At 69.2% G+C, this 20,454-nt stretch carries 21 protein-coding genes; 6 read left to right on the forward strand and 15 right to left on the reverse strand.

The genetic code is table 11. The features are described from left to right. The first annotated feature begins 113 nt into the window (after positions 1-113). Positions 114-1,424, forward strand: coding sequence for a serine hydrolase domain-containing protein (locus tag AB0I38_RS25800; RefSeq protein WP_358472289.1), 1,311 nt, complete (start codon positions 114-116; stop codon positions 1,422-1,424). Positions 1,425-1,443: 19 nt separating this feature from the next. Here the strand turns inward: AB0I38_RS25800 and menC are convergent, their stop codons facing one another. Next, positions 1,444-2,544 (reverse strand): o-succinylbenzoate synthase, encoded by a 1,101-nt coding sequence (menC, locus tag AB0I38_RS25805; protein WP_358472290.1) that lies wholly within the window; start codon positions 2,542-2,544, stop codon positions 1,444-1,446. A 387-nt stretch (positions 2,545-2,931) separates the two neighbouring features. Between menC and AB0I38_RS25810 the strand changes: the two genes are divergently transcribed. Then, positions 2,932-3,777, forward strand: coding sequence for a mechanosensitive ion channel family protein (locus tag AB0I38_RS25810; RefSeq protein WP_358472292.1), 846 nt, complete (start codon positions 2,932-2,934; stop codon positions 3,775-3,777). 139 nt (positions 3,778-3,916) lie between these two features. On the opposite strand, the gene AB0I38_RS25815 is transcribed toward AB0I38_RS25810, so the two are convergent. The 7 genes from AB0I38_RS25815 to AB0I38_RS25845 all read right to left on the reverse strand — a co-directional run bounded on the left by AB0I38_RS25815 (position 3,917) and on the right by AB0I38_RS25845 (position 10,678). Further along, complete coding sequence (locus AB0I38_RS25815; protein WP_358472294.1) at positions 3,917-4,183, reverse strand: DUF6401 family natural product biosynthesis protein; 267 nt, start codon at positions 4,181-4,183, stop codon at positions 3,917-3,919. 139 nt (positions 4,184-4,322) lie between these two features. After that, entirely contained in the window at positions 4,323-5,300 is a 978-nt protein-coding gene (locus AB0I38_RS25820) for a M24 family metallopeptidase (RefSeq protein WP_358472296.1), read from the reverse strand. A 52-nt stretch (positions 5,301-5,352) separates the two neighbouring features. Beyond that, entirely contained in the window at positions 5,353-6,258 is a 906-nt protein-coding gene (locus AB0I38_RS25825) for an ABC transporter ATP-binding protein (RefSeq protein ID WP_358472298.1), read from the reverse strand. Further along, the gene (locus AB0I38_RS25830; protein ID WP_358472300.1) at positions 6,255-7,112 is read right to left on the reverse strand and encodes an ABC transporter ATP-binding protein; all 858 of its coding nucleotides are present in this window, start codon (positions 7,110-7,112) and stop codon (positions 6,255-6,257) included. Before AB0I38_RS25830 ends, AB0I38_RS25825 begins: the two co-directional genes overlap by 4 nt. Beyond that, the gene (locus tag AB0I38_RS25835) at positions 7,109-7,975 is read right to left on the reverse strand and encodes an ABC transporter permease (RefSeq protein WP_358472302.1); all 867 of its coding nucleotides are present in this window, start codon (positions 7,973-7,975) and stop codon (positions 7,109-7,111) included. Before AB0I38_RS25835 ends, AB0I38_RS25830 begins: the two co-directional genes overlap by 4 nt. Beyond that, positions 7,972-9,084: an ABC transporter permease gene (locus AB0I38_RS25840; RefSeq protein ID WP_358474368.1), complete on the reverse strand. Its 1,113-nt coding sequence runs from the start codon at positions 9,082-9,084 to the stop codon at positions 7,972-7,974. The genes AB0I38_RS25835 and AB0I38_RS25840 overlap by 4 nt, the downstream gene beginning before the upstream one ends. A gap of 19 nt (positions 9,085-9,103) precedes the next feature. Continuing rightward, on the reverse strand, positions 9,104-10,678 hold the full coding sequence (locus AB0I38_RS25845; RefSeq protein WP_358472304.1) for an ABC transporter substrate-binding protein: 1,575 nt from the start codon (positions 10,676-10,678) through the stop codon (positions 9,104-9,106). Between the two features lie 108 nt (positions 10,679-10,786). Here AB0I38_RS25845 and AB0I38_RS25850 point away from each other — a divergent pair, with 108 nt between their 5' ends. Further along, positions 10,787-11,422 carry an Lrp/AsnC family transcriptional regulator gene (locus tag AB0I38_RS25850; protein ID WP_358472306.1) on the forward strand — a complete coding sequence of 212 codons (636 nt, stop codon included), beginning with the start codon at positions 10,787-10,789 and terminating at the stop codon, positions 11,420-11,422. A 44-nt stretch (positions 11,423-11,466) separates the two neighbouring features. On the opposite strand, the gene AB0I38_RS25855 is transcribed toward AB0I38_RS25850, so the two are convergent. After that, positions 11,467-11,817 (reverse strand): hypothetical protein, encoded by a 351-nt coding sequence (locus AB0I38_RS25855; RefSeq protein ID WP_358472307.1) that lies wholly within the window; start codon positions 11,815-11,817, stop codon positions 11,467-11,469. A gap of 292 nt (positions 11,818-12,109) precedes the next feature. On the opposite strand from AB0I38_RS25855, the gene AB0I38_RS25860 reads away from it, so the two are divergent. The 3 genes from AB0I38_RS25860 (at position 12,110) to AB0I38_RS25870 (ending at position 14,560) form a co-directional block, all read left to right on the forward strand. After that, complete coding sequence (locus AB0I38_RS25860; RefSeq protein ID WP_358472309.1) at positions 12,110-12,871, forward strand: DUF4239 domain-containing protein; 762 nt, start codon at positions 12,110-12,112, stop codon at positions 12,869-12,871. Between the two features lie 2 nt (positions 12,872-12,873). Further along, positions 12,874-13,392: a hypothetical protein gene (locus AB0I38_RS25865; RefSeq protein ID WP_358472311.1), complete on the forward strand. Its 519-nt coding sequence runs from the start codon at positions 12,874-12,876 to the stop codon at positions 13,390-13,392. A gap of 166 nt (positions 13,393-13,558) precedes the next feature. Next, positions 13,559-14,560 carry a coiled-coil domain-containing protein gene (locus AB0I38_RS25870; protein WP_358472313.1) on the forward strand — a complete coding sequence of 334 codons (1,002 nt, stop codon included), beginning with the start codon at positions 13,559-13,561 and terminating at the stop codon, positions 14,558-14,560. Between the two features lie 68 nt (positions 14,561-14,628). Here the strand turns inward: AB0I38_RS25870 and AB0I38_RS25875 are convergent, their stop codons facing one another. The 6 genes from AB0I38_RS25875 to AB0I38_RS25900 all read right to left on the reverse strand — a co-directional run bounded on the left by AB0I38_RS25875 (position 14,629) and on the right by AB0I38_RS25900 (position 20,302). Continuing rightward, positions 14,629-15,426, reverse strand: a complete 798-nt coding sequence (locus AB0I38_RS25875) for a hypothetical protein (RefSeq protein ID WP_358472315.1) — start codon at positions 15,424-15,426, stop codon at positions 14,629-14,631. A 2-nt stretch (positions 15,427-15,428) separates the two neighbouring features. Beyond that, a complete protein-coding gene (locus tag AB0I38_RS25880; RefSeq protein WP_358472317.1) occupies positions 15,429-17,552 on the reverse strand; it encodes a hypothetical protein in 2,124 nt (707 codons plus the stop codon). Next, positions 17,545-18,279: a hypothetical protein gene (locus AB0I38_RS25885; protein WP_358472319.1), complete on the reverse strand. Its 735-nt coding sequence runs from the start codon at positions 18,277-18,279 to the stop codon at positions 17,545-17,547. The genes AB0I38_RS25880 and AB0I38_RS25885 overlap by 8 nt, the downstream gene beginning before the upstream one ends. A 150-nt stretch (positions 18,280-18,429) precedes the next feature. Next, positions 18,430-19,107, reverse strand: a complete 678-nt coding sequence (locus AB0I38_RS25890) for a Crp/Fnr family transcriptional regulator (RefSeq protein WP_358472321.1) — start codon at positions 19,105-19,107, stop codon at positions 18,430-18,432. A gap of 159 nt (positions 19,108-19,266) precedes the next feature. Then, positions 19,267-19,818, reverse strand: a complete 552-nt coding sequence (locus AB0I38_RS25895; RefSeq protein ID WP_358472323.1) for a Pycsar system effector family protein — start codon at positions 19,816-19,818, stop codon at positions 19,267-19,269. Between the two features lie 178 nt (positions 19,819-19,996). Further along, positions 19,997-20,302 (reverse strand): hypothetical protein, encoded by a 306-nt coding sequence (locus AB0I38_RS25900; RefSeq protein ID WP_358472325.1) that lies wholly within the window; start codon positions 20,300-20,302, stop codon positions 19,997-19,999. Between the last annotated feature and the right edge of the window lie 152 nt (positions 20,303-20,454).

Genomic DNA, 20,454 nt, shown 5'->3' on the forward strand with positions numbered 1-20,454 from the left:
GAGAGCTGAGCGTGCCGGAACATGATGACCATGATGTGGCTCTCAGCACCGGGTGGCAACGGATTATTCCGGCAATATGTGTGAATTGCCGACCGCAACGAGAGGACCATCGCGTGGCTGGAACAACGGGCCGCCGGCTCGCCGAGCTGATCGCCGAGTACGAGGTGCCGGGCGCGGCCCTCGCCTACCTGCACGACGGAAAGGTGCACGAGTTCGCCGCCGGGGTGCTCAACAAGGCCACCGGCGTGGAGGTCACCCCCGACTCCCTCTTCCAGATCGGCTCGGTCACCAAGGTGTGGACCGCCACCATGCTCATGCAACTGGCCGAGCGGGGCGGCCCGTCCCTGGACACCCCGGTGCGGGAGGTGCTGCCCGAGTTCAGGGTGGCGGACCCCGAGGTGACCGAGGCCGTCACGATCCGGCACCTGCTGACCCACACCAGTGGCATCGACGGCGACCTGTTCCTCGACACGGGACGCGGCGACGACTGCGTGAGCAGGTACGTCGCGGCCTGCGCCGACCTGACGCAGAACCACCCCCTGGGCGCGACCCAGTCCTACTGCAACTCGGGCTACGTGATCGCCGGCCGCATCCTGGAACGGCTCGACGGCAAGCGCTGGGACGACGTGTTACGCGAGCGGATCATCGAGCCGCTCGGCCTCACCCACACCTGGACCCTGCCCGAGGACGTGCTGCGCTTCCGCCCGGCCATGGGTCACCTGGACGGCGAGCCCGCCCCCATGTGGGGCCTCATGCGCTCGGCCGGGCCCGCGGGGCTGATCTGCGCCCGGCCCGCCGACGTGGTCGCCTTCGCCCGGGCCCACCTCGACGGCGGCCTGCTCGACGATCCCCGCGCCCTGTGGGAGCCGCAGGTCGACATCCCCAATCCCCACACACTCGGCCGCCAGTGGGGCATCGGCTGGATCCTCGACGAGTGGGACGGCCACCGCGTCATCTCCCACGGCGGCAACACCATCGGCCAGCACGCCATGCTCTGGATCGTCCCCGGCACCGGCACGATCGCCTGCGTGACGGCCAACGGCGGCCACAGCGCCGCGTTCACCCGCGCCCTGGTCACCGAGCTGTTCGCCGAGCTCGACGGCCTGACCGTGCCGCCCGCGCTCGGCCCGCCCGCGACTCCCGTCGAGGCCGACGCCGCCAGGTACGAGGGCCGTTACGAACGGGTCGGCACCCGCCTGACGTTCACCGGGCGCGACGGCGGGCTCCGGCTGCGCATGGAGAACACGGGCCCGCTCGCCGCGCTGAAGCCGCCACAGGAGGCAGACCTCGTCCCCGTCGACGAGACGACCTTCGTCGGACGCCTGCCCGGCGACCCCGCCTGGACCCCGGTCGTGTTCTACGAGCTGCCCGACGGCTCCCCGTACGTGCACCTGGGCGCCCGCGCCACGCCCAGAACCGGCTGAGCGCCGCGGCGGCGGCCGGCTAGAGCGGGATCCACTCGGTGGAGGTGGTGACCTCGTCGAGCACGGCCGGGATCGGTTCCACGCCGAGCCCCGGCCCCGACGGCACCGCCAGGTGGCCGTCGGACAGCTCGAATGGCTCGGTGATGTCGGTCGCGTAGTAGCGGCGCGAGCCGGAGGTGTCGCCGGGCAGCGTGAAGCCGGGCAGCGCGGCGAGTGCCACGTTCGCGGCGCGGCCGAGCCCGGTCTCGAGCATGCCGCCGCACCAGACGGCGATCCCGTTGGCCCGGCACAGGTCGTGGATGCGGCGCGCCTCCAGGTAGCCGCCGATGCGGCCCGGCTTGATGTTGATGATGGAGCAGGAGCCGAGCGCGATCGCGGCCGCCGCGTGCTCGGCGGACTCGATCGACTCGTCCAGGCAGATCGGCGTGCGCAGCTGCCCGGCCAGCCGGGCGTGCTGCACGAAGTCGTCGTTGGCCAGCGGCTGCTCGATCAGCAGCAGCCCGAACTCGTCCAGCCTGGCCAGGTGCCGCGCGTCCACCAGCGTGTAGGCGGCGTTGGCGTCGACCTGGAGCAGGATGTCGTCGCCGAACCGCTCGCGCACCGCCCGCACCGGCTCGACGTCCCAGCCCGGCTCGATCTTCAGCTTGATCCGCACGTAGCCCTCGTCCAGGTAGCCGCCGACGGCGTCGAGCAGCCGCGGGATCGAGTCCATGATGCCCACCGACACGCCGCACGGCACCCGGTCGCGCGTCGCGCCCAGGAACCGGCCGAACGACTCGCCGGCGGCGCGGAGCTGCGCGTCCAGCACGGCCATCTCCACCGCCGCCTTGGCCATGCGGTGGCCCTTGACCGGCTCCAGCGCGCGGCCCACAGCATTGGCGTCCAGGTCGCCCGGCAGCGCCGGCAGCAGGAAGCGCCGGATCACCTCGGCCGCGCCGTCCACGTACTCGGAGGAGTAGAGCGGCTCCGACATCGCCACGCACTCGCCCCAGCCCTCGGCCTCGGGCGTGACGACCCGGACCAGCAGCACGTCGCGGGCCGTCTCGGTGCCGAACGAGGTGCGGAACGGCGCCACCAGAGGCATCGCGATCCGCCGCAGCTCAACTCCAGTGATCTTCATGCTCTCTCCAGTGCGTAGTAGGACTCGTGCCCGGGCCGCTGGTGTCACGGCGACCGTACGCCACGGTACGGCGGGCGGGATTCGTGCGGGGTCACCAAGACGGCCCCCCGGATTGGTGGCGCTCGACGGCCGGGTCAGGAACGAGGGCGCGGCGGATCTCCAGCACGTACGGCACCGGCCGCCCGGCGAGCGCCGGCCCCGCCGCCCGTGGCCGATCCGCGACCTGCGGCATGACCATCCGTTGACCGTTTCGATCACACACGGTGACGATTATTTGACCAGGTGAGGAACGGTATGGCGGGCCAGTGGGCGCTGTTTCGTCGCTCTGCGTGTGTGAGGCGAAGCGCTCAGGGTAGCGCGGTGGCGTAAGCCTCGAAGGAGGAGAACGTGGATATCAACATTGGCCAAGGCCTCACGGATGTCTGGCGGCAGATCGCCACGTTCGTCCCGAGGCTGATCGCCTTCATCGTCATACTCATCATCGGCTGGCTCATCGCCAAGGCGCTGGGCAAGATCGCCGAGAAGATCCTGGAGAAGGTGGGCTTCGAACGGGCGGTGGAGCGCAGCGGCGTGAGCCGCGCGCTGGCACGCGGCAACTACACCGCCAGCGGCCTGGTCGGCAAAGTGGTCTTCTATGCCATTCTGCTGGTCACCCTGCAGATGGCGTTCAGCGTCTTCGGACCCAACCCGATTTCGGCGCTGCTGAACGCCGTGGTCGGCTGGCTGCCGGCGGCGGTCGTGGCCATCATCATCGTGGTGATCGCCGGCGCGATCGCCAGCGCCGTCAAGGACATCATCTCCGGCGCGCTGGGGGGCCTGTCCTATGGCTCCTTGCTCGGGACGGCCGCCGCGGTGTTCATCTGGGCACTGGGCATCATCGCCGCTCTCAACCAGATCGGCGTGGCCACCACCGTCACGACGCCGGTGCTGATCACCGTGCTCGCCACGATCGGAGCCATCGCCGCGATCGGCTTCGGCGGCGGCCTGGTGCGGCCCATGCAGCAGCGCTGGGAACGCTGGCTGGGCAACATCGAGCAGCAGGTCCCACAGGCCAGGGCCCATGCCGAGGCCTACCAGAGAGGACGTCAGGACGCCCGGCGGATGGCGCCGGCCGGTGAGCCGGCCGCACCCGTCCACGGCGAGCCGGGCGCACCCGTCCATGGCGAGCCGGGCGGTACGCCCCCTCGCACCGATCCGGGAGGCACGGCCGGCCGGGACCGCCCGGACTTCTGAGTCGCCTGACAGTGACCGGGACCCACCGGTCCCGGTCACTTCCTTGTCATCCGTTGCCTGCCCGGAACGCCGCCCGGAACGCCGCCCGGGGTGCCGAGCCAGGAGAGCCGGGCCGGAGGTGCCGGGCCGGGGGGCCGGATCAGGCGGGCGATTCGTCGGCCAGCAGGCCCAGCTCCCGAGCCAGCCAGCAGATGGCGGTCAGTCGCACGGCGGCGACGTCGTGCTCGCCGCCGGGCGTCCAGCCCAGGTGCCGCAACTCGTCCGCGAACCCCAGCAGGTAGTCGCCGAGCGTCTCGCGGTCAAGCGAGATCGTGTCCCGGAGCGCCGCGGCATGTTGATCCACCGCCGCCACCAGACCGGGCTCGGCGGCCATCCGGTCCAGTTGGGCGTGACCCATCGAGTTCATCAGCCACCGCAAGGGCGAAGCCGCCCATCCATCCTCGAACAACACCAAATAACCTTAATGTCCAGTTAAAGATGCTTCGCCCCATGCTGGGCGAAGCGCCATCCGCCCCGACGAGTGCTCCGCGACCCGCGCCCGGCCCTCAGCGGTCGAGGACGTGCAGGGTGCGCGAGGAGGTGGTGAGCACGACGGGACCCTCGGGGGCGCAGACGACCATGTCGGCCAGCCGGGCCCCGAACAGGTCGGGCACGTAGATGGCCGGTTCCAGGCAGAGCGTCATCCCGGGCTCCAGGACCGTGGCGTCGCCCGGCCGCAGCCACGGGCCCTCGTCGTGGCCCAGGCCGATGCCCTTGCCGGAGCGGTCCGGGGCGAAGGACCCGTAGCCGCTGCCGTCGATCACGTCGACGACCACGGCGGCCACCTCGCCGGCCGTGGGCCTCGGCCCCGCCGCCCGCAGGGCCGCGGCGTGGGCGGCGAGCACGACCGAGTACATGGCCTCGTAGTCCTCCGGTGGCTCGGCGACGGCGAAGACGCGTCCCACCTCCGCGCAGTAGCCGTCCCACCGGCCGCAGAGCGAGACCAGCAGCGCGTCACCCGGGTTGATCACCCGTTCGCCCGGCGGGTGGTCCGGACGGGCGGTGTGCTCGCCCGCCGCGACCCGCAAGGACAGCACCTCCTCGCAGCCCGTCTCCAGCGCCAGCATGCGCAGCCGGGTCGCCATCGCCCGCTCGGTCGCGCCGAACCAGGCCAGCTCCCGCACCTTCCCGAGGACCGCCTCCGCCGCCGCGGCCGCCCGCCCGACGGCCTCGATCTCCGATGGGTCCTTGCGCAGCCGCAGCGGTGCCAGCACCCCCGTGGCCGGCACCAGCTCGGCCTCGATCGCCAGGGCGAACAGCTCGCGGGCACGCATCTCCGGATCCACTCCCACCCGCCGCGCCCCCGTGGGGAGGAGGCGTCCCGGATCGGGGGTCTCGGCTAGGGCGTCCGCGGTGACCACCAGGTACGGGCCGTCCCGCCCGCCCAGGAACCGGAAATCGGGTGAGGGACGCAGCACCAGCGCGTCGAGACCGGCCTCGGCCATGGCCGCCCGCACGGCGGCCACCCGCGACCCCGTCGTCATGTCAGCCGTTTCATGTCGGTTGGATCATTCCAGACGTGTCATCTCAACCCCGTCATTTCGGCTCGTGCAGCCAGCAGGCGACCGGGCCGAAGCCGGGCTCCTCGGTCCGGCACACGTCCATGACGAGCGGGCAGCGCGGGTGGAACCGGCACCCTCCCGGCGGGTTCGCCGGATCGGGCACGTCCCCCGGCAGCTCGGCGGGCAGCACGCCCATCCCGTCGGGCCGGGGGATGGCCCCCAGCAGCGCCCGCGTGTACGGGTGCCGGGGGTCGGCCCACACCTTCGCCGTGTCGCCCACCTCGACGATCTTGCCGAGGTACATGACGGCGATCCGGTCGGCGATCAGCCGCACCACCGACAGGTCGTGGCTGATGAACAGCAGGCCCGCGCCCGCGTCCACCGCCAGGTCCCGCATCAGGGTGGCGACCTGCGCCTGGGCCGAGGCGTCCAGCGCGGAGATGGGCTCGTCGCCGATCAGCATCCGCGGCCTGGCCGCCAGCGCCCGGGCGATCGCGACGCGCTGCCGCTGCCCGCCGGAGAACTCGTGCGGGTGCCGTCCGGCGAAGTCACGCGGCAGGCCCACCCGTTCCAGCAGGTCGGCGGGGGTGGCGGCGGTGTCGCGCGCGGTCCGCAGCCCGTCGGCGATCTGGTCGCCCACGCGGCGGCGCGGGTTCAGCGACGCGTACGGGTCCTGGAACACCATCTGGATGCCCGTCTCCCGCCTGCGCCGCAGGCCCAGCGGGGCGACCGGCCGGCCCTCGAAGGTGATGGAGCCCTCGGTGACCGGGTTCAGCCCGCAGGCCGCGCGGGCCAGCGTCGACTTGCCGCAGCCCGACTCGCCGACCAGGCCGACGACCTCGCCCGGGCTGACGGTCAGGCTCGCCCCCGCCACCGCCCGCACGACCGGGCGGCCGGGGGAGCGGTGCTCCACGACCAGGTCCCTGATGTCCAGCGTCATGAGGTCTCTCCCGGCGGCGAATCAGGTGACGAGCCAGACGGCTCAGGTGACGAGTCGGGCGACTCGGGCGACTCGGGCGACGAGTCGGGCAGCGCGTCCAGCAGCGCGCGGGTGTAGGGGTGCTCAGGCTCGCGCAGCACCCGGCCGCGTGGCCCGGTCTCGACGACCAGGCCCTCCCGCATCACGCTCACCTCGTCGGCGATCGCCGACATCACGCCCAGGTCGTGGGTGACGAGCAGCACCGCCAGCCCGAGCTCGTCGCACAGGCCGCGCAGCAGCCGCAGCACGCCCGCCTGCACGGTCACGTCCAGCGCGGTCGTCGGCTCGTCGGCGATCAGCACCTTGGGCGAGCAGGCCAGCGCGATCGCGATCGCGATGCGCTGGCGCATGCCGCCGGAGAACTGGTGCGGGAACCGCCCGTAGGCATCCTCGGCGCCCGGGATGCGCACCTTGCCGAGCAGTTCGACCGCCCTGGCCTTCGCCTCCGCCTTGCCCACGCCGAGGTGGTGACGCATGTGCTCCGTCAGCTGTCTGCCGACCGTGAGCATCGGGTGCAGGCTGGTCGCCGGGTCCTGGAAGACCATGGCCACCTCACCGCCGCGTACCCGGTTGAGCTCCTTGGGCGGCAGCGTCAGCAGATCGCGGTCGCCGAGCGCGATGCGGCCGCCGGCCCGCGCGCCGTGCGGGAGCAGCCCGAGCACGGCCAGGCCGGTCATGGTCTTGCCCGACCCGCTCTCCCCGGCCAGGCCGTGCACCCGGCCCTCGGTCAGGGACAGGTCGACGCCGCGCAGGACCTCCCTGCCGCCGATCGACACCTTCAGCCCGCTGATGTCCAGCACGCTCCGGGAGGTCACAGTGCACGCTCCTTGATGGCACGGGCCGTACGCGGGTCCAGGGCGTCGCGCAGCGTGTCGCCGAGAAAGTTGAACGCCAGCACGACGGTCAGGATCGCCAGCCCGGGGAACGTCGCCACCCACCAGCTGTCGAACACCTCCACGCCGCCGGCCACCATCGCCCCCCACTCGGGGGAGGGCGGCTTGGCGCCGAGGCCGAGGAACGACAGGCCCGACAGCAGCAGCAGCGCGGTGCCGATGTCCAGCGTGGCCAGCACCAGCACCGGGCCGGTCACGTTCGGCAGCACGTCGACGCGGAGCGAGCGCCAGGCGGAGAAGCCCAGCAGCCGCCCGCTCAGCACGAACTCCCGCTCCCGTACGCCGAGCACCAGCCCCCGGGTGACCCGGGCGTAGGAGGGCCAGGCGACCACCAGTACGGCCAGCACCGCGTTGGTCAGGCTGGCGCCCAGGGCGGCGGCCACCACCATGGCCAGGATGACCGTGGGGAAGGCGAACACCAGGTCCGCCAGCCGCATGATCGACTCTCCCACCCATCTGCCGAAATATCCGGCGCAGGCGCCGAGCAGGCCGCCGACCAGCACCGACATCACGACCAGCAGCAACGTCAGCGGGATCGACACCCGCGCGCCGTACAGGACCCTGCTGAGCACGTCGCGGCCGAGCTGGTCGGTGCCGAACCAGTGACCGGGGCCCGGCGGAGCCAGCCGCGGCAGCTCCTGGGCCAGCGGGTCGTACGGCGCCAGCACCGGCGCGGCGACCGCGATGACCAGCCAGGCCACCGCGACCACGATGCCCACCACGGCCAGCGGCTGCCGCCACGCCTCCGGGAGCCGTCCGAGCAGCCCCTTGCGATCCCGTCTCACTGCAACCTCACGCGGGGATCGATGACGCCGTACAGGACGTCCACGATCAGGTTGATGACCAGGTACACCACTCCCACGACCAGGCCGACGCCCATGACGGCGGGCAGGTCGAGGGTGGTGGCGCTCTTGTAGGCGTACTGGCCGATGCCCGGCCAGGCGAAGATCGCCTCGACCAGCACCGTGCCGGACAGCAGGCTGCCGAAGGCCAGGCCCGCCACCGTGATGATCGGCACCAGCGCCGAGCGCAGCACGTAGCGGAACAGGATCACCCGGCCCGGCAGCCCCTTGGCCCGGGCGGCGCGCACGTAGTCCTGGCCCAGCACCTCCAGCACCGCCGAGCGGGTGAACCGGGTGAGCAGGCCGATCGTGTAGAGCGCCAGCACCAGGGCGGGCGTGACCAGGTGACCGGCCGCCGAGACGAAGATGTCCCACCGGCCCGCCAGCAGCGCGTCGATCGTCTGCAGCCCGGTCACCGGTGGCGCGCCGCCGAGCGCCGGGTCCACGCGCCCGCTGCCCGGCGTGATCTGCAGCCGGAAGAAGAAGACGTAGAACGCCACCAGCGCCAGCCAGAACGTCGGCACCGAGATGCCGATCAGGCTCAGCACCCGCAGCGCGTGGTCGGCGAACCGGTCCCGGCGCAGCGCCGCCACCACGCCGAACGCCACGCCGAGGATCAGCGAGACGACGATCGCCGCCCCGGCCAGCTCCAGGGTCGCCGGCACGAACTCGGCCAGGTCCGCACTGACCGGCCGGTGACTCTGCTGGCTGGTGCCCAGGTCGCCCTGGACGAGACCCTGCAGGTAGAGCCCGTACTGCTGCCAGAGGGGCTTGTCCAGCCCGTGCTCGGCCTTCCACTGGGCGACGATGGCCGGGTCGCCCAGCGCCCGCTGGCCCAGGTTGGCGGCCACCGGGTCGCCCGGCACCAGGTTCGTCAGCACGAACGTGACCAGCGTGATGCCCCAGGCCAGCAGGACGGCCGTGAGGATGCGCCGGATCAGGAACCGGGCGAACGGGTGCTTCCCGCCGCGCCGCCGTCCCCGGGCCGTGGCGGGCGGGGGATCGCCGGACGGGCGCGGCGGGGAGACCGCCGCGCCCGTGGCGTCGTCCATCTCGGACACGTCGCTGGTCCTACTTGGCGCCGAGGTCGGCGATGTCGACCGTCCACACCGGGTGGTACTCGACGTCCGTCACGGAGGCGGCCGTCACGATGTTCTGGCTCGGCTGGAAGAGCGGGATGAACGGGCCCGCGGCGTTGAGCTTGCGCTGCATGTCGGCGTAGGCCTCCTTGCGCGCGTCGTCGCCCACCGCGGCCGCCGCCTTCTCCGCGGACTCCTCGATCGTCTTGTCCGAACCGGCCTTCCAGCCGGCCCGCTCGCCGACCGTCTTGCCGGGCGTGAAGACGAGGTAGTCGCTCGGGTCCGGGTAGTCCGGGCCCCAGTACCACAGGCCCATCTCCTCCTTGCCGTTGCGGTAGTTGTCCAGGGCGACGGACACCGGCGCCGGCGCCAGGTCCACCGTGATGCCGACCTCCTTGAGGTTGGCCTGGACCCGCTCGGCCAGCGGCTGGAAGGACAGGCCGTTGACGGTCAGCTCGGACGGGAACTCCAGCTTGACCGTCGGGTTGGACAGCCCGCTGGCCGCCAGGGCCGCCTTGGCGCCCTCGACGTCACGCTTCGGCGCCTCGCCCGCGGGCAGCGCGCCCAGCAGCTGCGACGGGATCACACCGGGAGCCAGCGTGGCGCCCTCGCCGGCCAGCTCCAGCAGACCGGCGTAGTCGACGCCCTTGCGCACCGCCTCGACGAACTTCGGGTTGGGCGTGGTCTTGCTGACGCCGGAGTTCTGGTTGGCCAGCAGGAAGATGACGTTGGCCGAGGCCGTCTTCTTGACCTGCAGGGTCGACGGAATGCCGGTCACCTGGTCGCCGGACAGGTTGAGCGCCACCTGGCTGTCGCCGCGCTGCACGTTCAGCTTCTGCGTGGCCGCCTCGACGTTGCGGATCACGACCTTGTCGTAAGTGGGCTTGGTCCCGTGATACTTCGGGTTCGCCTTGAGCACGACCTGGCTGCTCACGTTGAACGACTCGATCGTGTACGGGCCGGAGCCCAGGGAGTTGGCGTTCAGGTACTGCTCGGCCTTGTCCTGCGCGTCCGCGGTCGCGCCGTTGGCCTGGGCGACCTTGCTGTTGAGGATGCCGAGCGCGGGGTTCGGCAGGATGTACGGCAGGGCCGGGTTCGCCGCCTTCGACGTCAGGGTGACCGTCGTGTCGTCGGTCTTGGCCACCTCGACGCCGTCGAGCAGGAACGACGGGGTGCCCTTCATGTCGCGCACCCGGTTGAGCGAGAACACCACGTCGTCCGCGGTGATCGGGGAGCCGTCGGCGAACGTCGCGCCCTGCTTCAGCTTGAGCGTGACGACCTTGCCGTCCTCCGACAGCTCGTACGACTCGGCCAGGGCGGGCACCGGCTTGGTCACGTCGGCGCCTTCGAAGGTGAGCAAGGTCTCATAGGTGGCCTTGCCCACGATCAGGCCGGTGGGTTCGTACGTGCGGCCGGGGTCGGCCGTCTTGAGGTCGAAGGACGTGTCGATCACGAGCGTCTTCGCGCCGCTCTGGGCGGCAGGCGCCTGGGCGCCGCCGCTTCCGCAGGCGGCGAGGGCGAGTGCACCGGCGAGCAACACAGCCGCCGTCTGCGAGCGGGTCGCCATGAGTGTCCTCCAGATGGACGATTGGTCGGTATACGCCGAGGATTGTCCGGCAGATCGTCCAGGCATTGTCTGGTCGGCAAGACGTATATAAATGGGCAAGGGGTATCAATGAGTGAAAGTTCCAGAAATGCTGGCAGCGGTGGTGCTTCGTCTGGACGGATCGGCATCGGTCTCGAACTGGACGCCACCCATCTGAAGATCCTCGAGGTCCTGCGCGAGAACGGCAGGATCTCGGTGTCCGCGCTGGCCGAGCGGGTGGGCATCTCCCGGGCCAGTGCCTACACCCGGTTCGAGGCGCTGCGCGCGGACGGGGCGATCAAGCGGTTCACCGCCGAGATCGACCACGTCAGGACCGGTCTCGGCATCACCGCGCTGATCTTCGTGACCGTGCGCCAGCAGATGTGGAAGCAGTTCAGGGCCGAGCTGGCCAGGATGCCCGAGGTCGAGTACTGCGCGATCACCACCGGGCAGCACGACGCGATGATCCTGGTGCGGATGGCGGACGTGGCCGAGGTGCACGCCATGGTGACCGACCGGCTGGCCGGCATCCCCGCCGTGAAGGCGACGGAGACCGTGTTCATCCTGGACGAGGTGCTCAAGCGGCCGTACGTGCTGCCGAGTGACCGCGGCAAGCCGCGATCCGCCCGGCGAGGCGCGCAGGAGACCCAGGGTGACGTGCCGCTGGGCAAGATGCGCTTCGTCGGCGCCGCCGAGGGCCGCGCCGCCCTGCGGAGGGACGAGTGAGCGGGGCCCATCGGCCACCCGAGGACGAGTGAGCGGCGGCGGGGCTAGCCGCGTGGGGCGGCGGCCTCGGTGCACACGCTCACGTGCAATGTGTCGTCGCCCTTGAGCCGGAACTCCTCCACCAGCCGGAGCCTGCCGTCGGCCTCGGTCTCGATGCGGCTGGTGCCCTGGCCACCCGCCTTGCCGCCCGCCTTCAGCGCGTGCGCGTACGCGATCGAGACCACGTCACCATCCCTGGTGCCGACGAAGCGGCCGTGGATGACGGTGTCGCCGGTGTAGCTGCCCCAGACCACGCCGTCCGCCTCCTGGTAGCTGAACTCGGTGGGCCGCTCCGGGTCCACCGCGCTCGCCGTCGAGCTCACCATCACGAATCTGCGGCCGTTGAGAAGGTTCACGGGGAGTCATGGTGCTGGTATTTCCCGATCACGCCAGCACGGCTGGACGAATGGCGTGACCCGCTGACCCCGCCCGGACGATTCGTCCAGTCGTCCCGGCGCCGGACGGCGGCTCCCCGTCCAGTCGTCGGTCTCCACGCCCTCGGAAGTGGTCCTCCAAGCCCCCGGAAGTGGCTCGAAACCCGCGCCTTCGCGCTTGGCCGCTGTTTTACCCGCGTAGTGCCAACACTCCGGATGCGTACTGTGATAGTCAGGTGACGGTCAGTATTCGTACCCGGCTTTGGAGATCTTCATGATGGCGTACATATTCGCGGTCGCGGCGGCGGTCGGCGTGGTGGCGCTCGCCGCGCTGCTGTTCAGGTTGGCGGGCAAGGGCAGCGACGACCCCGAGCCCGGCGGGCCCTCGGCGGGCCACGCGGGCTCGATGCTGTCGGCGATGTTCCTCTTGGTCTTCGCCATCGCGATCATCGTTCCGTGGACCACCGCCGACGCCGCTAGGCAGAACACCCACGCCGAGAGCCAGGCGGCGATCGACGCCTACTGGTCGGCCACCGACCTGCCCGACCCCGACCTGGTCCGCGCGGGGCTGCGCGACTACGTCGCCTTCGTGGTCAGGGACGAATGGCCGGTCATGGGGCAGGGCCGGATGGACCCGGTGTCCACCGAGCGGCTCGAGGCGCTCCGCACCAGGGTCACCGCGATCGAGACGACCGACGCCGACGCCCTGAACGCCAAGGCCGAAGTGCTGGAGCACCTGGCCGCGCTGGCCGCCGCGCGCGCCCAGCGCACCGCCGACGCCGCCACCACCCCGCCGTCCGGGGTGCTGGTGCTGACCATCCTCACCGGCGTCGTGGTCATCGTGTTCCCGTTCCTCGCGGGCGCGCGTCCGCGCGGCGCCGCGATCCTCCCGCTGGTCGCGATGGCCGCCATGCTCGGCTTCGGCACCTACCTGACCGCGGACATCTCCCACGTCTTCGACGGACCGCTCGCGGTCGGGCCCGACGCCTTCCGGACCGCGCTCCAGCAGTTCGCCCGGATCTCCGGAGGCGTGTGACCGTGGGTGTCAGGCGCACGCCGCTGCTCCTCGCCGGCACCCTGCTCGTCCTGTGCGTGAGCGGCCCGGCCGCCGCCGACCCCGACGGCGGGCCGCCCTCCTCCGGTTTCCTCGGGGTGACGCTCTGCCTCGACCTGCCCCTGGTCAGCATCCATCTCGGAGCGTGCGGGGCGCCGCCGGAGATCGTGCCGCCGGTGATCGTGACCCCTACCCCAGCTCCGACGCCCACGCCGGCCCCCACGCGCAGCCCGACCCCCCGAGTCACTCCCACGCCCAGACCCACGCCCACGCGGGTCCCCACGCCGCGCGCGGTGCGGGCCGAGGTCCGGGTTCCGGCGCCGGTGCGCACCACCCGCTCTCCGAAGCCGACCCCGCAGCCCGTCCGGGTCGAGGCGGCACGGCCGCGCGTCGCGCCCGCCGAGCCCCCGCCTCAGCGCCGCAGCCCGTTGCGCACCGTGCTCCTCATGGTCGTGCTGACGACGGTGATCGCGTCCACCACGGCCATCGCCTTCGCCCGCTGACGTCGCCGCCAGGCCCTCGGCGGCACCATGTTCAGGCCATATCGCCAAAGATGCGGTAATTGCGAGGGAAGTCGCGTGATCCTCTACTATCAGCTCCGAAAGAGGGCGCCCTGCGGCCTGTCACGACCGCCGGGGATCCGCCCTGTCCCACGGGCGAAGGAGAAGCGTGGCGGTTGCGTCCCCCGCCGGACGGCGGTGCGGTCCGCTCCGAGCCCTCACCCTCACGGTGATCGCGGTGCTGGTGGTGACGACGGTCGCGACGCCCGGACAGGCGGCGCCCAAACCCACCGTCGTCCAGCTCAGGAAGGAACTCGCGGCCCTCCAGAAGGAGTCGGACACGCTGATCGCCGACTACTACAACGGCCGCATCGCCCACGAGAAGGCGGAGAAGGCGGAAAAGGCGGCCAAGGCGAAGCTGGCCGCCGCGCAACAGGTCTTCGACCACGAGTCCACCCAGCTGAGAACCATGGCCGTCGCCCTCTACACCGGCGGCGCCTCCAACGAGGCGGTGATGATCTCGCGCACCGAGGACCCGAGCCACGTCCTCGGCAGGCTCGCGCTCAGCCGTCACCTCACAGACCTGCAGAACGCCAGGCTGAGCGGATTCGCCCAGGTCAGAGACGGCCACGAACAGGCCAGGAACGAGGCGGCCGCCACTGCCGAAGAGCTCGGCCGGCAGGTGAAGGACCTTGACCAGCGCAAGGCCAAGGCCGAGAAGCTGATCGAGAAGATCAGGGACAAGATCGACCAGCTGCACAAGGCGCCCGGCGTGCGGCGCTCCGACGGCACCTGGGTCCCGCAACTGCCCGAGGGCCTCGACCACGTCACCCCCCGGATGCGCCTGGTCAAGATGCTCATCCAGGAACGGTTCGCGGTGCCGTACGGGATCGGGTGCTATCGGGCGATCCAGGACGGCGGCGAGCACCCGCTGGGGCGGGCGTGCGACTTCATGCTGAGCCGCGGCGGCGCGATGCCGACCGCGGACGAGGTGCGGCGCGGCGACCAGATCGCCGCCTGGGCGATCAAGAACGCCAAGCGGCTCGGCATCATGTACATCATCTACCGGCAGCGGATCTGGCACGCCCGGACGGGCGTCTGGCGCACGATGTCCGACCGGGGCGGCGCCACCGCCAACCACTACGACCACCCGCACATCTCGGTCTACTGAATGTCCGAGAGGGCTGACTCGGGTTGCGCGGCTGGTGATCTGCTGCGGGCGTGTTCAGAAGTCGCGACTCAGGTGTGGTCGGCCCCGTGCTCCGAGGGGAACGACACATCCGGAGGCGGCCCGAGCAGCGGGTCGGGGTCCCGCGGTGGCACCGACAGGCCCAAGACCTGCATGACCTGCCGCAACGCGCTGTCACTGCCGATCACCATGTCGAACACGTTGCTCCGCTCATGTGCGGTTACCATCGCGTCAAGCTTGTTGAGGAAGCGGGCGGCGGTGTTCTCACGGTCTTCGAGCATTGTGGCAAGCACCTCGGCCACCTTCTTGGGGTTTTCCGCGAGCTGAACGGCGTAGCGCGCGTACCAACTGGTGGTCGCCTCTGTGAGAAAGGCCTCCCAGGCCAGACGCAGTTCGTGGGTCTGCTCGGCGCGCAGTCGTGCCGCGACCAAGTCGGAGTCGATCTGATAAAGCTCTTTGACTCGTTTCTGTTGGAGGTTGCGGATGTCCGCCACGGAGCTGATCTCAGCCTTCCCGCTCCAGGTCAGCAGCACCTGTTGGCGTGGCAGGTCGATGAACAACCGGTCCAGTGCCTTGTTGACCGCCACTTCGGCCTCGCCTGGTTGAAACGGCGAGAAGGCGCGAGCCTTTGTCCGGACGCAACCGCGCACCTGGTTGGTGACATAGTCCCACTCCACGGCCCGAGGGCTGGCGGCCTGCCTCTTCCCGGCTGAAGTCCACGACAGCCGCACGGTGACATCGAAGTCGTAGGAGTCTCCATGAGCAGGCGTGGTGAAGGAGAGCGGTACGTTGTCATCTGCGCCGCGTGGGTCGGAGGTCCGCATGCAGTAGTTGACGAGCCACGGCATGGTCAGTTCCTTTCGAGGAAGCTTGTGAGGTGAGCTTCGAGTTCAGAGGAGATCAAGTTGAGACGCCGCCAGTACCTCAGGTGAAAGAAGAGCGCAGGGACGAGCGCCGGGTCGGCTGTGGCGACGATCTGGTGCACGATCGGTCGTACCTCGGGGTGCCTGTCCCAGACCGTGACCCAGTCGGCCAGCGACTTCCACGCCTCGGGCGTGGCGGCAGGCCGGTTGGCGCTGGTGACGCCCGAGGCGAGCGCGTGTAGCCACAGGGCTATGAGAGAAGGGTGCGCCTCGGGATGAGCCGCAAGATCGCGGATTCGGTGGTGTCCACCGCTGGAGGCCACAAGCCACAGGAACGTAAGCGCGGCGGTATGTCGGCGGGAGGGATCGTCCCGGTCGTCGGCCCACTGCTCCAACGTAGAGACGATTTTCAGCGCGTTGCCGGGCCGGTAGATGCGAGAGATCGATCGCGCGACGGCTTCCTGGAGCCGGGGATCGGGGGCTCCGGCGACTTTCTTCATGGCCACGAGTGCTTCATCGATCCAGCGCACGCCGATCTCGGAGCCATATGCGCGAGTGACGATGGAGCGGCAGGCCCAGGTTCCTCTGGCCCACTGCTGCAGGCGCCGGTGCACGTGCGGGGTCATGTCCGGGTCCTGCGCCGCGGCATCCAGTGCCCAGGCCGCGAGCTCGTGGTGTTGGAACTGTCTGCTCTTGCTCCATTTCTGAAAGAAGTGCTCGTCGATGACCTCGAAGTCGTAGGTCGCGAGGACTCCGATGGCCTGAGCAGCCTTCATTCGGATCAGCCAGTCATTCTTGTGCTCGGTGAGCTCCTGCAACCACGTGAGCAGTGGCTCGTGGATGGTGGGTTGCTCTTCCCAGACAACCCGCAACGTGATTCCCGCGTATCCTCGTCGCATCAATCTGATCACGCGTCCATGGCCGTTGCGACCGGGCTCAGCGTCTACTTTCGCCTTCCGCGTCCAGGCACTGAACTCCTCCCAAACATGCGTCTCCCTCGGCTGTTCTGTCTGGATCTGGCGGGCCAACTCCTGCTCGATGTGCGTGGCCAGTCGTACGGCCTGTCGTACGACGACCACCGCTGGCGACCCGTGCAGCACGGCGGAGGAGATAAGAAAGCACCGGGCGCGGCGGGGTTCCGTCTCCGTCAGAGATTTCCGTACTTCCTCGCGGAGCAACTGGGGCCGGTCGGACAGCGCTTCGTTGAGCGACTTGCCTGCGGCGATGGCTTCGGCAAGCTTGCAGGCCAATAACGCCGCTCTGCTGGGGTGCCGGTCTGCCCGAAGCTCTTCCTGCACGTGTTCGTTCGCACAGGCTTTGGCGACGTGTTCCTCGGGGTGCGGCGCACCCAGGAGACGCAGTTGGTGACACATGCGCGCGGCGAACACCCCTTCCGCAGCGGGAAGGTCGTGCTCGATCGAAAGACCGTAAGCGAGCCACGCCGGAGGCGCCAGAACCACGACCTTGCATCCCTTGGACCAGATGCGGATATGGCCCACGATCTGGTCGGGAGGGACGCTTCCTTCGACGTGTCGCGCATCCACGACGTACGCGGCGCCACCGACCTGCTCAGCAGGGCGCATGTCCAAAGGATCAGATCCGGCGACATACCAGAAGACTCGCTCCGCGTCGCCGGTATGCCTCAGCAGTGCCGCCAGCGCGGTGGTGAACTGGCCGCCATGTGGATCTCCCCGCAGAAGAAGAACCGCTTCAGTCCGGATCCTGCCGCGGAGTTCCTTCAGCGATGTCGTTTCAACCACGTAGGACTCCAGCTCGTTGGCCTTGTCGGCCGTCAGTGGGACCGGCCGCAATGCCCTCTCCGAGGGAGGCGCGTGGAGGTACTGATTGCCCCCTATGACATTGACAGTCCCGCCGTGACTCGCGCGGTGCGAGTCACCGCCCACCCTGTCGCGGCCGATGGTCGTATCGGCGTAGAGCGCGTCGAGGTTGTCTGCGGATGCTCTGGTCTGTGCTTCGTCTTCGGTGACGAGTTCGTTGATGGAGCGGCCGAGCTCTGGTGCACTGCTCGATCTCAGCTCGGACGCGGTCTTGGGAGCGATGTCTGGTTTCGGGGGAGACGTGCTGTCACCAGCCTCTTCTGGCTCAGCCATACTGGTTGCCTCCGACGACATTCACCGTGCCGTGACCGCTGGCTCTGTGCGACGATCCGCCGATGTTGTCTCCGTGGATCACCGTTCCCGCTCCAGGGGACCCAGGCGGAGCCGCCTCCACCCGAGCCCCAGGAGGGGGATCACCCCACAAGGAGTTCCGCGGAATGTACAGCCACGCCGGGTGTTTGAAGTCCTTACCCGGCACCTCGGCCATAACCTCCGCAAACTGACTGGGATGGGTGGCGGTGTATCCAGCCGCGACCACGTCGTCGAAGAGTCGTTGGGACACGATCGCCGCCAGCAGAGTCACGTCCGGCTCGGTACGGCCCATGGCATTCTTGATCGGCTGGGAATCGAGGAGCCTGAACGTGTAGTTCGTCGGCGTCCCGATCCGGTCCCGCCCGGCATCGCCGGAGTCGGGCACCGGCCCCAGGTGAATGCTTGCCCGGAGACGCATCCGTAGCTTCCGGTCGATGCTTCGAAGGCGCGCATCCTCTTCCTGGAGCACCTGCTGCAGTTCGTCGAGAAGTGGATGTACAAGGAAGGGAACGTGCTCGGGCCGGACCCCGAAGACGTATCCGTCGCCCGCCGCCTGGGGGAATCGCTTCTCTGTCCAGATCTCCGCCAGCCCGCATCGGTCGAATGCTTTACCGAGCACTTGAGGGATCCTTGCGCTGAGGCCAGGTAGCTGGGCGCTCGGGTTCCCGCTGAACTTGACGGTGTCCACCGCGAAGATTCCGCGATATGGCGGAAGTGGCCTGCTCCGACGTTGGCCACCGGCAGCGTGATCGTTCATGTGGTCCCTCTCTTTCTCCGTGAACAGAACGATGACCGCCGTTGGCGGTATGCACTGTCCAGAAGTCGACAGAGTGATGAATCAGGTGTCTGCATTCGGGGCATGGCCGACCGCTCGCAGTTTGGGCAGGTCCCTGACGGTGATCAGTCGCCGCGACGTGGTGATCACCCCTTGCTTCCGCAGAGAGGACAGCGCTGCCGCGACCGCTGCACGGGAGAGACCGACGGCGCTGGCCAGTTCCTCCTGTGACAATCTGAGGTCCAGACCGGATTCGCCATTGCGATGATTGGCGGTCATGCCTGCGAACCAGAGGAGGACGCGGCCGACTCTCTGTAAGGCGGGAAGTCCGATGAGTTCGGCGCGGATGGCCTCACCCTCCCGGTACCGCGCCAGGATCAGGCGAAGGAGGGTGTCTCGTATCCTGAACTCGTCGACGATTCGCAGGAAACGGGCTGCCGGGAGTTGGTATGCGATGCATCGCCCCCAGGCAGTGACCGTTGCGGACCGCCGGCCGCCATCAATGACGGAGATCTCCCCAAGGATCTCCCCCGCTCCACGTATGGCGAGGACCATCTCCCGTCCGTCGATGTCGACGAGGGTGACTTTCACCCGACCGTTAGTCAGGGCAAGCACATGGCCGCCCTGGTCTCCTTGACGCAACACCACCTCCCCATCGAGGAAGGTCCGGGGAACACCCGCCGCCAGCAGTGCCTGCCATGCGTCGCCCGGTATCAGCACGCCTAAGCCCTGCGCTTCCATACGCACGTCCTCATCACTATGTCGAGCGGACGCTTCTGACAACCCGCGTATTCGCTGTGCGATGTTTTGCGAGGGTTTCGCATAATTCCTGCCACTTAGAGCAACAAAGCCCTATTGGCCTGGCGCGAAATGCGGGCTTTATGGCCTCGTTTTATGGTATTAAGTTCGCAACAGCCAGTCGCTGATCAGTGCGGTGAGTGCCAGGACTACCCCTCCCAGTAAAAGCCAGCAGCCCCATCGGATGAACCGGTACTTGCGCCCGACGATCACACTGATACGAAGAAGCTGCTCAGAGATCTTCACCAGATCCGGTTCGTGGGACCGCACAAGCGCTGTGGCGATCTCCTCTGAGGTGCTGTATCTCAGGACATCACCAAAGAACGACAGTGAGCCATCGCGCTGTGGACGCCCCAGCCGGGGATAGACCGCGCCGGCAAGGGCTCCGACGGAGGCCAGTGTTGCGCCCACCCCCACCCACCAAAGCCACTCCACTGCATTGTGGAGGGTGAGCGGCGACCACGTCCCGGCCAGCAAACCGGCTGCGACGGCACCCAGGCCGATCCCAGCGACGCCAAGTAATACCTGCGCCTTCACGTCCGCTCGGTTGAGTTCCTCGCGGGCTTCGCTAAGGAGCCGCCCTCCTTGGATGCGGGCGGCGTGTGTTTGTGGGGCGGCACGGTGAATCTCGCCGCCCAGCAAGCGTCGCAGCATTGATGCCTCCGCATGTCGGCTTGTGGACGATCAAGCTTTACCCGCTTCCTGGTCTCCTGCCCAGAGCGCGGCGAGTTTGTGACCTGATCAGTTTGATGCCGCACGACCGCCAGCGAGAAGCCCGGAACACGGCGAAACGGGCTCCAGGAAGCTTCCTGGAGCCCTGGGGGGATTGCGGTCAGTTGCTGACGTTGTCCTCAACGGGGAGGGCGATGCCGAAGTGCTCGAACAGCGTCTCGAACATGCGTGTGTGCTTGTTCATGGTCTTCGTGTGGTCGTCCAGGATCCGGGTGTGGTTGTCCAGGACCTGCGAATGGTGCTCCAGTGACTTCGAATGGAGGTCCTGGGTTTTGAGGATCTGGTCTTGCGTGTCCAGGATCTTGGATAGATCGGACGTTATGACGTTGATGTCTTCTCGCTGGTTGTCCGCACGGCGCTCGAGGCGCGCCACGCGAATCTCCAGCTGTGCGACGGAGGAGGCCATACGGATGATTCTAGACCGTAGGCGATCGACTACGGAACGTATTCTAGCGCTGAGTGGACTGGGCGGCGGCCGACGGTGGCGAGTTCGCTGATGCGGCGGGAGGCTGTGGCGGTGGTGCCGCGATGCGGCGTCACGAGGAGGAGCGCGGGACG

Origin of the sequence: Nonomuraea cavernae, from assembly GCF_040655715.1 — a bacterium.
GTDB classification, from domain to species: domain Bacteria; phylum Actinomycetota; class Actinomycetes; order Streptosporangiales; family Streptosporangiaceae; genus Nonomuraea; species Nonomuraea cavernae_A.